The organism is Shewanella khirikhana, assembly GCF_003957745.1.
GTDB classification, from domain to species: domain Bacteria; phylum Pseudomonadota; class Gammaproteobacteria; order Enterobacterales; family Shewanellaceae; genus Shewanella; species Shewanella khirikhana.
This window is the reverse complement of sequence record NZ_CP020373.1, coordinates 4756059-4771204: the sequence shown is the minus strand read 5'-3', so window position 1 is coordinate 4771204 and position 15146 is coordinate 4756059. Positions and strand designations below refer to the sequence as shown.

Genomic DNA, 15146 nt, shown 5'->3' with positions numbered 1-15146 from the left:
CCGTGCTTACAGGCTCATCAGATCCCGCAGCAGACTGGTTTGGCGGCGGGAGACTTCAATGCGGGTGCCGCTGGAGAGGGTCAGCTCCAACCCGCCACTGCTGCAGGCTTCGATATGACGGATATGCGCCAGCTGCACTATGTGCTGACGACTGACCCGAAAGAAGTGTTGGCTTGGCAGGCGCGGCTCGATTTTATTCAAGGTGCGATAGATGAGCGGCTTGTTGTCGTCAAAATAGACCTGGGTGTAGTTTCCCTGGGCTTCAAAGCGCTCCACATCACCGAGCCTGACCAGATAACAATTGCGCCCATCTTTAACGAAAAACTGGCTGTCGAGGGTCATTTTTTCACTGCGATTGGCCGATTCTATCGCCAGCATTGCCCGTTCACAGGCCTGCTGCAGCCGCTGACTGTTGATGGGTTTGAGCAGATAATCCAGCGCCTGTTTTTCAAAAGCCTGCAGGGCAAACTCTTCAAAAGCGGTGGTAAAAATCACCCGCGGCGCCTCATCAAGGCTCGCCAGTAGCTCAAAACCGGAGCCATCGGGCAGGTCGATATCCAAAAACAGCAGATCCGGTGCATGTGCTTCACAGGCGCTGATGCCCTCCTGCACCGAGGCGGCTTCGGCCACCACGGTAATACCTTCTATGGCTGCAAGCTGCTGTTTCAGCTCCACTCTTGCCAGCCTTGAGTCCTCGACTATCAGTGCCTTAAGCAATTTCCCTGTCCTTTTTGTCCAGCGGCAAGCGCAAACACGCCACCACGTTTTCTCCGTCGGCCCGAATATCGAAGGCGGCCTTGCCTGCCAACCTGTGGGCCTGTTCGCCACTCTCATGGCCATTCTCGAGGCCATTCTCATAACCATAATGCAGTTGCAACCGCTGGCGAATGTTTTGAATACCTATCCCGGCGCCCCGGGCATCCTCTGGCGCCAAGGTGCCGGGGTTGGTGACTTCCACCAGCAGGCAGCCCGCTTCACAGCGCGCCGAGATATCGATTCTGCCGCCCTGCAGCCGCTTGCCTATGCCGTGTTTAATGGCGTTTTCCACCATCAGCTGCAACATCATCTTGGGGAACAGCACATCCTGACAATCCGGTGCTATGTCCAACTGGTAACTGAGGCGAGACTCGAATTGCAGCTCATTGATACTGAGGTACTGCTTAACTGTGCCGAGTTCCTGCTGAAACGGAATAAGGGCGCCGCTGTCGGCGTACATTACATAGCGCATCACATCCGACAGCTCAGTTAACATTTGCCGCGCCTTGTCTTTATCCTCCAGGATAAGCGCTCTGATGTTATTGATTGCATTAAAAATAAAGTGCGGATTAATTTGGCTTAGCAATAAATCCAGCTGGGCTGCCTGCAGCGACTGCTGCAGGGCTTCCTGTGCCTTTTCACGCTGGCTAAGGAGCCGCTGGCGCTTAATCACCAGATAAAACAGCGACCAGAGCAAAATAATAAACAGGGTATTGGGGATGGACATCAGCAGCTGAGACGGCGCCTCCGGGATAACCTTGCCAAACACCAGCTCCTGATTAGGCAGCAGCACCAGCGCCACTAAGGCGGTGGTTAACAGAGCCGCCAGCAAGGCGCCCAACAGCACATGGGCCACCGCCTTGCCCAGCGACTTATCTTCAATAAAGCGATGAAAATACAGTCGCAGTAATCCTGTGGACACCATCAATGCCGCAAACAGCGACATTGAATTGACCAGCTCCCCCAAACCGAAGTGGCTGAAGTAGCCCCGCACACTCAGGTTGAGCAGGGCAAAGCTTCCCCAGCCAAGCGTCTGGTACAGCCAGAAACGCTTCAGATTGGAGCTCATAGAGCCTTCACCCAGTTGGCGATATCCAGGCTGACAGCGTCACTGAAGCTAATCTCGCTGGTAACATATTCATTGGGCAGCCCAGATTTAGCAGGCTGAAACAGGTGGTTAAGGCCCGGGTAGATACGGGTGGTCAGCAGTTCATGCTTCACGTTGTTTTTAAATCCTTTTATGTTGGGGTCAGCCAGTACCTGCACATCCAGCTCACCATTCAACGCCAGCACCGGCATGGTCAGCTTGGCCAGACTGGGGGCGGGATCGGCGCTGACAAAGTACCTGAACCAGGGGCTGGAAAGCTGCTCTGCCTTGGCTTTGGCACTCTCCTGCTCATCGCCGAGGGATACCATCAGCTTGGTCAGTTCATCAGTCGCCACACCGCGGCGCACCGCGCTGAATATTTGTTTTTGCGCCCTATCATCTTTTTCGAGCGCCGCTTTGTCCATCCCCATCAGCTGAGAAATTCTAAAGGATTGATCAATCAGGATTTGCTCGCCGCTGGTGCCAAGCCCAGCCAGCGATACCAAAAAGTTAACTCTGGGCTCTTTTGCCGCAGCCAGGGTGCCTATCAAACCGCCCTCGCTGTGACCGACAAAGCCTACCGGCAGCTTGTCTGCCCAAGGCTGGCTGCGGATAAACTCAAACGCGGCCAGGGCATCGGTGGCAAAATCCAGACTGGTGGCACTGGCGAAGTCGCCACCGGACTGACCTACGCCCCTGTCGTCGAAACGCAGCACGGCAATGTCTTCCCGGCTCAGTTGATGGGCAAGCACCATAAAGATTTTATGACCAAAGGCTTCGGCATCCCGGGTGCTGGGGCCCGAGCCCGACAGCAAGATAGCGACCGCCTTTGGCGTCTTTGGCAGACTGAGGGTTCCGGCCAGGGTGATACCGGCCTCGCTGGCAAAAGTTACATCCTGCACCTCGTAATCAGCGCTGAACAGCTCCTGTGGCTTGGGCTTACGGCCCGCCAGCGGTTGCTGCTGACGCTCAAAGGTCACAGGGGCACTGAAACCGCCCTGCCGATACTGGCTGTGAATCGCATTCCCCTGCCACTGGCCCTCGATATTGATAGCCGCAGCCGGTAAGCCCAGCTTCAGCGCCTGGCCGGTGAGGCTGGCCTCAGGAAAACAGATATCAAACTGCCCCTGCGCCGGCACATCCATGCACGCCTCAAAGCCTGAATCTGACTGTTTCAGCTTAAGTACCAGCCCAACCGATGTTTTGGCGTTGACCTTAAGCTCGGCGGTCCAGTTGCCGCTTATGGTCTCAGTCGCAGTAGAGTCGGCATACGCCGGGTAGCCAAGACTGACGGCCAGCAGGCTGGCAGCCATCCAATGCAGCTTGCTCCGTACCGGGGTTGAAGGGCGTTGTGTATTGCTGATGCTGTGGCTGGTAAAAGATTTCATGGCTGTGCTCCTGTTATCGTTTTGATGAAGCCATGCTAATGGGACGCCCCCAGCCCATGGGCAAGACTTATGCGAGCGGCAGAAATTCTCTTTAAGCGGCAACTCATCAGCTTTGGCCACATAAAGGCACCGGTTTGCAATCGGCCAGCCAAACTGCAATAGTCCCAAGACCTATCGATGGACAGATATAAAACGGATTTTAAATGAATCGCTTGCCCATAAACCTGACAGCAATAGCCCTGCTGTTTATATCAAGCCTCAGCGCCGCTGAGGCGCCGGACCGCATTGATGCCAAGGCCAGGAGTCTCTACCCCAATCAGGCCCGCAACGCGGTGTCCTTAAGCTTCGATGATGCCAGGGTCAGTCAGGCTGATGTGGGGCTGCCACTGCTGGCGCGCTATCAGGTCAAAGCCACCTTTTATCTGCTGCCGGTATTTGCCAAAGAGCGGCTGCCACAATGGCAAGCGGCACTGAAAAACGGCCATGAGATTGGCAACCACACCCTAAGCCACCTCTGCACTGGTAATTTTCAGTGGCTCAGGGACAAGGATGCCGGGCTGGAGCAGGCAGATTTGGCGTTCATCGCTAACGACTTAGACCAATCTCAGGCATTCTTTGAAAAAGAACTTGGCATAAGGCCAAAACACTTCGCCTACCCCTGCGGCCAGACTTTTGTTGGCCGTGGAAAAGAGGTCAAAAGTTATGTGCCACTGATTGCCGAGCGCTTCAGCACCGGCCGCACCTGGAACGATGAAACCGCCAACCTGCCGGGCTACACCGACTTTGCTCAGCTGCGCACCCTGCCCATAGACAACAAAAGCTTTGCCGAAATCAAGGCCATGCTGGAGGCCCAGCGGGAAAGCAATAAATGGCTGATCCTGGCAGGTCACGACATTGGCAGCGAGGGCACCTTCACCACCCGCACCGAAGCGCTGGAGCAGCTTATTCAATATCTGCAGGACCCAGCCAACGGCTACTGGCTAGCGCCCGTGGGGCAAGTAGCCGCGCATCTGCAAGCAGGCGAACAAGCTGCCACGGCAGAGATCACTACCCAGGACAGTCGCCAATAAGCTGTATTGGCGTGGGCTTAGGAATAAACCCGGGAGAAATCAGATGAAAACCATCGGCATGCTCGGCGGTATGAGCTGGGAATCCACCTTGAGCTATTACAAGGCGATTAATGAAGGAGTAAAGCAGCGGCTCGGCGGCCTGCACTCGGCAAAGATTGCCCTCTATTCGGTGGACTTTGCCGACATAGAGCGACTGCAACATCAGGGCGACTGGGACGCAACAGCCCGCATTCTGACAGACGGCGCTAAAGCTGTGGAGGCCGCCGGCGCCGATTTTCTGCTGATTTGCACCAACACCATGCACAAGGTGGCGCCACAAATTGCCGCCAATATCCAGATCCCCATATTGCACATCGCCGATGCCACTGCTAAGCAATTGAAAGCAGACGGCATCAGCAGAGTCGGTCTGCTTGGCACCCGCTTTACCATGGAGCAGGACTTCTACAAATCGCGTCTGACAGAGCTATTTGGCATAGAGGTACTGGTGCCGGACCTTGCCGGGCGCGAGCTGGTACACAGGGTAATCTACGATGAGCTGTGCCTTGGCAAGATTAACCCAGCGTCCCGCGAGGCCTATCTTGGCATTATGGAATCACTGGTAAGCCAGGGCGCCCAAGCCATCATCCTAGGCTGCACCGAAATCGCTCTTTTGGTGCGTCAGCAAGATACTCAGATCAAGCTTTACGACACCACTCAAATCCACGCCCAAAGCGCGGTGGAGATGGCGCTGCAGACAGCGGGTTAATCGACAACAAAAAAGACGACCCGAGGGTCGTCTTTTATATTTTTTAGAGCCGCTTTAAAGCTTAATTACGCAGTGCCGCCAACGGTTAAACGGTCCAGCCTTAAGGTGGGCTGGCCAACGCCAACCGGCACGCTCTGGCCGTCTTTGCCGCAAACGCCCACACCTTTGTCGAGTTCGAGATCGTTACCCACCATGGAAATTTGGCTCATGGCCTCGGGGCCGTTGCCAATCAGGGTTGCGCCCTTGATGGCCTGGGTGATCTCACCCTTCTCGATAAGGTAGGCTTCGGAAGCGGAGAACACGAACTTGCCTGAGGTGATATCCACCTGACCGCCGCCAAAGTTGGGTGCGTAGATACCCTTTTCCACCGACTTGATGATGTCGGCTGGGTTGTCGTTACCCGCAGTCATGTAGGTATTGGTCATGCGCGGCATCGGCAGGTGGGCATAGGATTCGCGGCGGCCGTTGCCGGTTGGAGCCACACCCATCAGCCGGGCGTTGAGCTTATCCTGCATATAGCCTTTCAAAATGCCGTTTTCAATCAATACGGTTCTGTGGGCCGGTACGCCTTCATCATCGATGGTGAGTGAACCACGGCGGCCCGGCAGGGTGCCGTCGTCCACCACAGTCACCAAGCTTGAGGCCACCTGCTGGCCTACCTTGCCACTGAAGGCGCTGGAGCCTTTGCGGTTAAAGTCACCCTCAAGACCATGACCCACGGCCTCGTGCAGCAGCACCCCTGGCCAACCCGGGCCAAGTACTACAGGCATTTCACCGGCAGGCGCATCCACGGCAGTCAGGTTAACCTGCGCCTGACGCACGGCTTCACGGGCGAAACCAAAGCACATTGGCAAGCCACTGTCGTCATTGGCAAACAGCGGCGCGAAGTCATGGCGACCACCGCCACCGGCACCGCCGCGCTCACGCTTGCCGTTTTCTTCCATGATCACCGAGCAGTTGAAGCGCACCAGCGGACGAATGTCGGCGGCCAGGGTGCCATCGCTGGCGGCCACCAGAATTTCTTCGTGCACGGCAGAGAGGCTCACCACCACCTGGATGATGCGGGGATCCAGGCTGCGGATATAAGCATCGGCCTGACGCAACATGGCGATTTTGGTGGCTTCTTCCATGGCAGCTATGGGGTCGGCGCTGTCGTACAGGGTCTTGGCACCCTGACGTTTCCAGGCTCGCACCTGATAGTCGCTGCCCACCTGAGCAATGCCACGGGCGGCCAGTGAGGCCGCTTCCAGTGCAGCGGGGGTGATTTCATCGGCGTAGGCGAAGCCGGTTTTCTCGCCGCTGATGGCGCGCACACCCACACCACGCTCGATATGGAACGAGCCTTCCTTGATGATGCCATCTTCCAGCACCCAGGTTTCGTGGCGGCTGCCCTGAAAATAGAGATCGGAAAAATCCACCTTGTGGGCGTGGATGAGTTTCAGGTATTCCGCGAGGCTATCCAGGCTCAGTTGGTTGCCGAGCAGGCTGTGTTCCACTTGGGTTAAAAATGGCATCTGGTCTCTCAATAAACTTGTGATTATTCTGATTTTCCGGCGCCCAGCAGCACCGGTTTTGCAAATCGGTTATGGCTTGCCACCGGCATGGCGGCGCGTACTCTGGCAAGTTCGCTCATATCGAGCCTGGCCTGCACCCAGCCGGTGCCCGCAGGCATCTCGGCCAGGGTTTTGCCCCAAGGGTCAATTACCATGCTCTGGCCCCAGGTTTCACGGCTGCCGGTATTGTGGCTGCCCCACTGGGCCGCGCCAAGCACAAAGCACTGAGTCTCGATAGCACGGGCCTTGAGCAAAATTTCCCAATGCGCCTCACCGGTTACCCTGGTAAAAGCGGCAGGCAGGGTAATAATTTCTGCACCTGCCAGTCTAAGCGCCCTGAACAGGTCCGGGAAACGTACATCGTAGCAAATGGCGAGCCCAAGCTTACCAAAGGGGGTGTCCACCACCACCAGCTGTTCACCGGGGCAAAAGGTGTCGCTTTCACGGTAGCGTCTGGTACCGTCGGCCACATCCACATCGAAGAGGTGGATTTTTTCATAATGCCCCAGCACATCGCCTTTATCATCAAATACATAACAGCGACTGTAAACCCGACCATCGCCACTGCGGGCCGGAATGGTGCCTGCCACCATATACACCCGGAAGCGTGCTGCCAGCGCCGACAATGCCTGTTTCAACGGCTCATCTTCTGCGGACCAGGCAAGCTGCTCGCTCTCATGGCCACCGAACAGCAGGCAACATTCGGGCAATACCACCAATTGTGGCTCATCCGCTTGCCTTGGCAAGGCTTCAAGCTGCGATTCGATAAAGGCCAGATTGGCCGCCACATCGCGGCTGCTTTGACATTGCAGCAGACTTATCTGCATGGAACTCTCCGGTGCTTGAGACTTGGCTAAATTGCCTCGTTGCGCTCCATTGTAGCGGTATCGCCTCGGGGAGCAAGTTGGTCAGAGGTGGGGTTTGCAGTTCGCTTTCGGGCTGCACGGGCGACTGTGCCGGCGCAGGTTCCTGCTTCCGTTCTTGCTCAGGCTGGGTGACTGGCGGCTGTTGTCCTTCAAGCGACTCAGACGGTGGCTGCTCTGATGGAGGCTCAGTGCCTGCTGGTACCTCGCCGGGTTTTCTTGGCAGCACAGATTCAGGAATTTCGATTTCCTTACTCTTACGCTCCAGCTCTTCCAGCATGGGGTCGCTCATGGTGCCGGTAAGGCGGAAACGGATTTCTGAAATCACCTCAATCACAGGCTCCAGCACCTTGGTCAGGGCGAAGGCACCAAGGCCCATGGTCCAGGCACTGGTACTCAAAAGCACCACGGTAGGCACGCTGGACGCCAGCTGCGGCACAAAGCGAATATCGTAGTTAAGGCTCTGGGTGGTCAGGTCGGTAAAACCGCGCACCTTCATATTGCCTGCGATGGCATCCATTTCGGTATCCCGGGTTTTCACCACGCCGTTATCCAGCTCCAACGTGCCGGTGAAGCTGTTATAAAACATGCCCTTGCCAAATACGTCGGTAAAATCCAGCGACAGCTTGCGCAGCAGCGAGTCCAGGCTGAACAGAGAGAAAATCCGTGCGCCCTTGTCGCTTATCTCAGTCAGGCTGCCCTTGCCCAGATTGAAGCTCAAGCCACCGCTGAGGTTACCCAGCTCAAACTCGTGGGGACCACCACGCCAGAACAGCTCGGCGCTCACATCCAGCGGCGAATCCTTGATGCCGGGGTTAATGCCCAGCTGCTCGCTGAGGGCATCAAATTGGTTGGCCTTCACCGTGAAGTTCATTCGGGTTTCGTTCAGCTCAGGTGCCGTTTTCCACAAGCCCTGACCACGCAGAGTGGCCGCCGGGGATTCCAGCGACAATGTCTGGAAGCGGTACCCCCCGTCTTCCGGCTGGGCTTGCATCACCAAATGCCCCAATGGCCGCTGATACAACCTGAAATCATCCACATCCACCGCCAGCGGCGGCAGGTTTTTGGCGATATCATCGCTCTTGAAGGCCGCTTCGCCCTCGGCAAATTCCGGCGCCAGATAAAGACGTGATGCCCTGAGTTTAAGGCCGCCACCATGCCAATCGGGGAAGAAATCAATATCACCGACAAACTCGTTGGCTTTGGTGCTCACCCGCCACAAACCATCCACCGGCTGCGCTGTCAGCAGCGTTTGATTCAAATTCTGCCCCAGAATATTCAGGGTGCCGATTTGAGTGTTGATGGCCACCAGCGGCGGGAAAAAGGACGGCCCTTCGGCGGCAGTGTCTTTGTCAACAAACCCCATGATGATTGGCAGCCAATCGGCAAAGGCCGCCTTGGTTAAGCGAACCTCCAGGGTACCGGCGCGCACTGGTTCAGTTAGGGCTGATGTCATATCAGCACTCGCGTCTGGCGCAGCAGTCGTTCCGGAAACGACCGGGGCTGCAACACTGGCTTCTGCTGCGGCTGGCGTTGCCGACAGGCTGTCGCTCAGGGTCAGCAAAAAGCTGTCCATGGCAGCGCTTTGCGGATTGATATCGCCTTCAAAGCGTCCCTTACCATCCAGGGTAAGCGCCAGATTGAGCCCTTTGGCGGAGCCGCCCAGGCTCAGTGACAGGGGCATAGGGGTGCCTGCAGTTTTGGCAAATGGCGGCGGCAACTTAAGCTCGGTGTTTCTCAGGCTGGTTTGGGCGGAGGCATCAAGCAGCCAGTCACCCTCGGCGGGCAGGGTCAAATCCAGCTCGCCCTGCCAGGCCATCTGGCCGCTGTAAAACGGCGACAGTGGATTGTCGAGCGCCTTTGGCAGCGTCGCCAAATCCCAGCCACCTTTAAGCTCAGCCTTTACCCCGTAGCCTTCGTCGCCATGGGCTCCTGCTACCTTAAGTTCCAGCGGCTGGCCGAAGAGTCTCGCGTTCAGGCCGCGGGTGCTGATCTTGTCGTTGGCAAAGCGCAGTTCGCCCTTAAGGCGGGTCAGTTGCACCCCGGGGGTCTTAATAAACACCGGGCTTTCTTCAAACAACACCAATCCCTGAATATCCGGCTCAGCGCCATGGTAGAGGGGAATAGCCAAATCCAGATCGCCACGAACCTTGCCCTGCACCTGCACCACATCCAGGGCCTCGCCCACCGAGTCTTTCAGCGGCGATTGCTGCAATACAGAGGTGGCCGCAGGGCCAGTGGTCGCCAGCGCCGCCTCTACCTTCAACAGGGTTTTAAGGCCCATTTCGGGAATGTACACATGGGCACCGGCGGCATTGACGTCTTCGAGCATGCCCTCATCGACCCAGAGATCCATGCGCAGGTTTTCAAACAGGGCACGCAGGCGAATATCGGTTACCGCCGGCCAGTCGGGTTGGAAGGCGTAATGACCTTCATCGAAAATAAATCCGGCCTGAAAAATGCCTGAATTGTCACGATAGGGGAAGTCTTGCAGTGCGCCATGCCAGACCACGGCTGCATCGCGGGTGCGCCCTGCCAGAATCGCGCCCTCGAGGTAGTCGGCAAGGGGCTCACCCATGGCGCCGCGGGGCAGATAATATCCAGCGCGGGCACCGTTTTTCATTTCCACACCTGCGGCCAGCGCCAGATGCGCGGGCGCAGTAAAGCTGAGGCGCATGGCGGCATCCAGCGCCAGGTCGGCGTTATCGAGCCGCACCGATGGCGCCAGCAAGGTTTGGGCGGCAATATCATACCCAAGCTCCATGCCCGGCGTGGTAAACGCAAGCGGCGCTTTAAAGCCTTTACCAAAGTCGGCGCCCAGGGTTTGGGCCGGAACAGAGGCACGCAGCAAATTACCATCAAAATAGAGCCTGGCATCCAGAGCACTGACCCCGGGCACGGCGCCGGAGCGCTGCCATTGAATGGCACTGAGATTGGCACTGGCGGCCAACTTGCCGGGCTGCCAGCTGATATTCAGTGCATCCAGATTGCCCTGGGGCGCCATTTCCAGCGCAGTGCGCAGCCCTTGCTTGCTGATACCGGGGATAAGCGGCGTTAACGGCGCCAGGGACGCCAGCGCGATTTGATCTATGCCGCCGGTCAGGCGCTGACCATCGTAACCAAAACGAAAGTCGCTGGACGCCCAGGGAGTATCGTTGCTGGCCAATTCGAGTTGATCACTGCCGAGGATCCAGCCGCGACCATGACGCTGCCACAGGATCCGGCCGCCATTCACCGCCAGGCGCTGGTGACCTTCAATCGCGGGCCATTCAAGGTAACTCGGGGCAAACTCCACCATGGCCGACACCAGGCTGCGATTAGCCACTTCGGCCCAGGCCTGCAGGTTGGCAACGCCCTTGAGCGGCAAAGGTTTGCTTTCATCAAACGGATTGGGACGACGGGCGGCCCACTCGCCCAGATCCAGCTCGCGGGCGGCAAGGTACGCCTGACCACGAATGCTGTCAGGCTCATTGCCATCGCCTTTCAAATCGATTTGCAGCGACAGCCGCTCGGATTCGTTGGCGTCGGCATCCAGATAGACATAGCCTTCGGCACGGTGACGACCCTGGCCGTTGTGCCAGCGCAAATCACCAAGGTAGATGGGGCGAAAATCATGGTGGCGACTCTTAAGCTGCACCATGGCTTCGCGCATGGCAAAACTTTGCAGCTGCTCAAGCAGCAAACGATAAAGCCAATCTGTGCCGGTTGAAGCGGTTTGCTTATCTTCGCCACCGCCCATGGCATCGAGATCCAGTGCTACCTGCACACCATCAAACACCACGTTTTCAATGAATGCCTCGCGGCTTAGCAGGCTCTGCCAGAAGTCGAGTTTCACCTCGGTGCGCTTGATAATCAGGGTCAGCGGCAAACCATCCTGGGGCGGCAGCACCAGGTTTTCCACCGTCAGCGCCGGCCCAAAGGCCTGCCACTCGGCGGCAAGGCGGGTCACCTGCACCTTGAGACCATAGTTGTCCCACAGGTAAGCGGTCACTTTGTCTCTGGCTTGGTCCAGCTGAGGCAACAGGCTGCGGATAAGGCTTACCCCCAGTGCAAACAGCACCAGCAGGGTCGCCAGAGTCAATCCACAAACCCGGCCTACGTTCGCCGGACGCCAGAATCCCGCCACTAGACCATTACCACATCAAACTTGTTCTGGGCGTACAGGGGCTCCATTTGTACCCGAATGCGCTTGCCGATGTAGACTTCCAGCTCGGCCACGTGGTGACTGTCGTCGCCACTCAAGCTGGCATGCACCGCCGGGGCGCAGTACACCAGAAACTCGTCGGCCTTGTAGGCCTTGTTGAGGCGGATGATCTCGCGGAAGATTTCGTAGGACACGGTTTCCACCGTCTTCATGTAGCCGCTGCCCTTACAGGCCGGGCACTCGCCGCACAGCACATGTTCCAGACTCTCGCGGGTGCGCTTGCGGGTCATTTCCACCAGTCCCAAGCCTGAAAAGCCGCTGATATTGGTTTTAACCCTGTCGTTGGCCAGCGCCGCCGTCAGACTGGTCAGCACCCGCGCCCTATGGTCCTCACTGAGCATATCGATAAAGTCGATGATGATGATGCCGCCAAGGTTTCTAAGCCGCAGCTGGCGGGCAATCGCCTGGGTGGCTTCTAGGTTGGTGTTGAAGATGGTTTCTTCCAGATTGCGGTGGCCAACAAAGGCGCCGGTGTTAATATCCACCGTGGTCATCGCCTCGGTCTGGTCGATAATGAGATAACCGCCGGATTTAAGCTCCACCTTGCGACCCAGCGCCCGCTGGATTTCGTTTTCCACATCGTAGAGGTCGAAGATGGGCACAGTGCCGCTGTACAGCTCAATCTTTTCTTCGAACTCAGGCATAAACTCCTGAGCAAAGTGTTTGAGCTCTTCAAAGGTGCTGCGGGAATCCACCTGGATACGGTCAAGTTCAGTGCCGACAAAGTCGCGCACAATCCGCACCGGCAATGCCAAATCCTGATACAAAAGCGTGCTGCCCTTGCGCTTGCGCCGCTCGGTGACCTTGGCCCACACCCGGCGCAAAAACGACGCATCCTGACGCAGCTCATCTTCGCCCGCACCTTCGGCGGCGGTGCGGATAATAAAGCCGCCGTCTTCATCCACGAAGGGCTGGGTCACCTCTTTAAGGCGGGTGCGCTCTTCTTCGGATTCAATCCGCTGCGACACACCCACATGGCTGGAGCCCGGCATAAATACCAGATAGCGCGAGGGTAAGGTGATGTCGGTAGTCAGGCGCGCGCCCTTGGTGCCGAGGGGGTCTTTAACCACCTGCACCATAATGTCCTGGCCCTGACGCACCAGCTCAGCGATGTCGCGCACCACGAAGTTGCCCTTCTCCACATCGGCCACACACTCGGTGTGCGGCATGATGTCGGAGGCGTGCAAAAAGGCCGCCTTATCGAGACCTATGTCCACGAAGGCGGCCTGCATACCCGGCAGTACCCGGCTGATCCGGCCCTTGTAAATATTGCCGACCAAACCGCGTTTCATGCGCCGCTCTATGTGCACTTCCTGCAATACCCCGTGTTCAACCAGCGCCACCCGGGCCTCGTTGGGGGTCACGTTGATCAGCAATTCTGAGCCGATTTTGCGTGGATTTTTCTGACTGGAATAACTTGGGCTGTTCACGGTTTCCCCCTCAGGGAAAGTCAGTTAAACGAATGTCGACGGCGCCGCCTTAAATCAGGGAGAACGCGGCCAGCAGCCGACGGGTCTCAACCAGGGGAAGTCCCACCACGGCGCTGTAGCTGCCGTTGATGGCTTCAACGAAAATGCCGCCAAGCCCCTGAATACCATAGGCTCCGGCCTTATCCATCGGCTCGCCGCTGGCCACATAGGCCATGATATCGGCTTCGCTAAGACAAGCGAATTCCACCTTGGTGGTGACAGTGTCGCACAGGGTACGCTGCCCGTCTGTGAGGGCAACGGCGGTCATGACTTCATGACTGCGTCCGGATAAGGACGCCAGCATGGCACGGGCATCGGCTTCATCCAGAGGTTTGCCCAGCAGCTCGCCATCCAGTACCACTATGGTGTCTGAACCCAGCACCACGGGGGTATCGATTTGGCCGCACATCGCCAAACCGGCCTTTGCTTTTTCGACCGCAAGCCGGGCGACATAGTTCGCAGGCAGTTCACCTGCCAGTGGCGTTTCATCGATATCCGGGTTGACCCGCTCAAACGAAAAGCCGGAAACACCCAGACCAGCCTGAGCGAGCAGCTCCCGGCGACGAGGGGATTGGGAAGCCAAAACCAGTGTCATTGCGCGTTATCTCACTTTGTAGTGGCGGCGCAGGCGGCGCAGGAACCAGAACACCCAGGGCCAGATAATCAGGCTGGAGAGCATTGGCCAGAAGATGGCGTGGCTGTAGCTGGCCTTGGTGAGCACATACTGCAACCAGAACACCACCAGATGGAACACACCAACCAAGGCTGCCACCAGCAAGGATTGCTGCCAGATGGTGAAGTTGCGCATCCGCTGGAAGTGCATCGCGACTACATAAATTACCAAAGAAAATGCCAGCGCCCTGACCCCTAAGGTCGCGCCAAGCATGATGTCGAGTACCACCCCGAGGATCCAGGCGGTCAAAATGTTGTATCTGTGTGGCAGCGCCATGGTCCAGTAAATCAGCACCAACAGCAGCCAGTCAGGGCGCCAGGCCTCTACCAAATCCGGCAGCGGCATAATCTGAAACAAGACGCCGACAAATAGCGTCAGCCACACAACGATTCGGCCATTGGGCGCTTGCAAACTCATTGGGCGCTCTCCTCAGCCACAGCGGCATCCTTGGGCTCTGTCGCTTCAACCGCGGGCGCTTCACTGGCCTCAGTATCGCCGACCGGGTTACGGTCCATATCGGGCCAAATCAGCAGCAGGTAACGAATTCTATCCAGTGCAGCCAGCGGCTGGGCGGTTACCCTGGCGTAAGCCTGGGCATCATCGCGGGACACCTCGGTGACCCGTGCCACCGGATAGCCTTCCGGGAAGCGGCGACCCAGGCCGGATGTCACCAGCAAGTCACCCACCTTCACATCGGTGCTTTTCGCCACGTGGCGCAGCTCCATCTCATCGAGCTCACCGGTGCCATTGACTATCATGCGCACATCGTTGCGGGTAATACGCACCGGAATGGCGTGGCTGGAATCTGACATCAGCAGCACCCGTGCAGTAATGGCACTGACTTCCACCACCTGACCGACAATACCCTGAGCATCCAGCACCGGCTGGCCGACATAGACGCCATTTTGAGTACCGCGATTGATGACGATTTGTTGATGGAAGGGGTCGCTGGCCACCTCCATCACTTCGGCCACCATTTTGCGGGCATCCATGTGCAGCGGCGAGCCAAGCAAGGCCCGCAGACGCTCGTTTTCCTGACGCAGGTGTTCAAAGCGTTGCAAACGCTCGCTCATCAGCAGTTGCTGACGCAGCATTTCGGCGTTTTGGCGCTGGAGCATGTTACGGGTAGCCAGCATCTCGGCCACGTTGTCCAGCATGTCGCCGGGCACGTTAGCCAGATACTGTAACGGACTCAGCAGGGTAGCCACCGACTGGCGCACCGGCGTGAGGCGATCGTTGGCCACGATGAGGATCACCGACAATGCAATTGCCAGTGTCAATCGGAATTGGTTGGAGACGCCACGAACAAAAATAGGCTTCATAAAATAAAGGAGGCGG

General features: G+C 57.5%; 12 protein-coding genes. 2 read left to right on the top strand and 10 right to left on the bottom strand.

The features are described from left to right. Nucleotides 1-6 precede the first annotated feature (6 nt). Genes STH12_RS20910 through STH12_RS20900 form a run of 3 tightly spaced genes read right to left on the bottom strand, consistent with a single transcriptional unit; the run spans nucleotide 7 to nucleotide 3231 of the window. Nucleotides 7-717 (bottom strand): LytR/AlgR family response regulator transcription factor, encoded by a 711-nt coding sequence (locus tag STH12_RS20910; RefSeq protein WP_237158682.1) that lies wholly within the window; start codon nucleotides 715-717, stop codon nucleotides 7-9. After that, nucleotides 710-1825: a sensor histidine kinase gene (locus STH12_RS21705; protein ID WP_126169332.1), complete on the bottom strand. Its 1116-nt coding sequence runs from the start codon at nucleotides 1823-1825 to the stop codon at nucleotides 710-712. Before STH12_RS21705 ends, STH12_RS20910 begins: the two co-directional genes overlap by 8 nt. After that, nucleotides 1822-3231 carry an alpha/beta hydrolase family protein gene (locus tag STH12_RS20900; RefSeq protein ID WP_126169331.1) on the bottom strand — a complete coding sequence of 470 codons (1410 nt, stop codon included), beginning with the start codon at nucleotides 3229-3231 and terminating at the stop codon, nucleotides 1822-1824. Before STH12_RS20900 ends, STH12_RS21705 begins: the two co-directional genes overlap by 4 nt. A 203-nt stretch (nucleotides 3232-3434) precedes the next feature. Here STH12_RS20900 and STH12_RS20895 point away from each other — a divergent pair, with 203 nt between their 5' ends. Beyond that, entirely contained in the window at nucleotides 3435-4301 is an 867-nt protein-coding gene (locus tag STH12_RS20895; protein WP_126169330.1) for a polysaccharide deacetylase family protein, read from the top strand. A 43-nt stretch (nucleotides 4302-4344) separates the two neighbouring features. Then, nucleotides 4345-5046, top strand: a complete 702-nt coding sequence (locus STH12_RS20890) for an aspartate/glutamate racemase family protein (protein WP_126169329.1) — start codon at nucleotides 4345-4347, stop codon at nucleotides 5044-5046. A 65-nt stretch (nucleotides 5047-5111) separates the two neighbouring features. On the opposite strand, the gene tldD is transcribed toward STH12_RS20890, so the two are convergent. The 7 genes from tldD to mreC all read right to left on the bottom strand — a co-directional run bounded on the left by tldD (nucleotide 5112) and on the right by mreC (nucleotide 15130). Next, entirely contained in the window at nucleotides 5112-6560 is a 1449-nt protein-coding gene (gene tldD / locus STH12_RS20885; RefSeq protein ID WP_126169328.1) for a metalloprotease TldD, read from the bottom strand. Between the two features lie 23 nt (nucleotides 6561-6583). Then, nucleotides 6584-7426 carry a carbon-nitrogen hydrolase family protein gene (locus tag STH12_RS20880; protein WP_126169327.1) on the bottom strand — a complete coding sequence of 281 codons (843 nt, stop codon included), beginning with the start codon at nucleotides 7424-7426 and terminating at the stop codon, nucleotides 6584-6586. Beyond that, nucleotides 7350-11543 (bottom strand): YhdP family protein, encoded by a 4194-nt coding sequence (locus STH12_RS20875; protein WP_164551271.1) that lies wholly within the window; start codon nucleotides 11541-11543, stop codon nucleotides 7350-7352. Before STH12_RS20875 ends, STH12_RS20880 begins: the two co-directional genes overlap by 77 nt. A 44-nt stretch (nucleotides 11544-11587) precedes the next feature. Continuing rightward, complete coding sequence (gene rng, locus STH12_RS20870; RefSeq protein ID WP_164551321.1) at nucleotides 11588-13054, bottom strand: ribonuclease G; 1467 nt, start codon at nucleotides 13052-13054, stop codon at nucleotides 11588-11590. A 91-nt stretch (nucleotides 13055-13145) separates the two neighbouring features. Continuing rightward, entirely contained in the window at nucleotides 13146-13730 is a 585-nt protein-coding gene (locus tag STH12_RS20865; protein ID WP_126169324.1) for a Maf family protein, read from the bottom strand. Between the two features lie 6 nt (nucleotides 13731-13736). Further along, nucleotides 13737-14225: a rod shape-determining protein MreD gene (mreD, locus tag STH12_RS20860; RefSeq protein ID WP_126169323.1), complete on the bottom strand. Its 489-nt coding sequence runs from the start codon at nucleotides 14223-14225 to the stop codon at nucleotides 13737-13739. After that, nucleotides 14222-15130: a rod shape-determining protein MreC gene (gene mreC / locus STH12_RS20855; protein WP_126169322.1), complete on the bottom strand. Its 909-nt coding sequence runs from the start codon at nucleotides 15128-15130 to the stop codon at nucleotides 14222-14224. Before mreC ends, mreD begins: the two co-directional genes overlap by 4 nt. Nucleotides 15131-15146 lie beyond the last annotated feature (16 nt).

Bases quoted from the DNA above. Each gene is read 5' to 3' on its own strand.
- STH12_RS20900 (WP_126169331.1), bottom strand. From the start codon at position 3,231: ATGAAATCTTTTACCAGCCACAGCATCAGCAATACACAACGCCCTTCA.
- STH12_RS21705 (WP_126169332.1), bottom strand. From the start codon at position 1,825: ATGAGCTCCAATCTGAAGCGTTTCTGGCTGTACCAGACGCTTGGCTGG.
- STH12_RS20880 (WP_126169327.1), bottom strand. From the start codon at position 7,426: ATGCAGATAAGTCTGCTGCAATGTCAAAGCAGCCGCGATGTGGCGGCC.
- STH12_RS20895 (WP_126169330.1), top strand. From the start codon at position 3,435: ATGAATCGCTTGCCCATAAACCTGACAGCAATAGCCCTGCTGTTTATA.
- mreC (WP_126169322.1), bottom strand. From the start codon at position 15,130: ATGAAGCCTATTTTTGTTCGTGGCGTCTCCAACCAATTCCGATTGACA.
- tldD (WP_126169328.1), bottom strand. From the start codon at position 6,560: ATGCCATTTTTAACCCAAGTGGAACACAGCCTGCTCGGCAACCAACTG.
- STH12_RS20890 (WP_126169329.1), top strand. From the start codon at position 4,345: ATGAAAACCATCGGCATGCTCGGCGGTATGAGCTGGGAATCCACCTTG.
- STH12_RS20865 (WP_126169324.1), bottom strand. From the start codon at position 13,730: ATGACACTGGTTTTGGCTTCCCAATCCCCTCGTCGCCGGGAGCTGCTC.
- mreD (WP_126169323.1), bottom strand. From the start codon at position 14,225: ATGAGTTTGCAAGCGCCCAATGGCCGAATCGTTGTGTGGCTGACGCTA.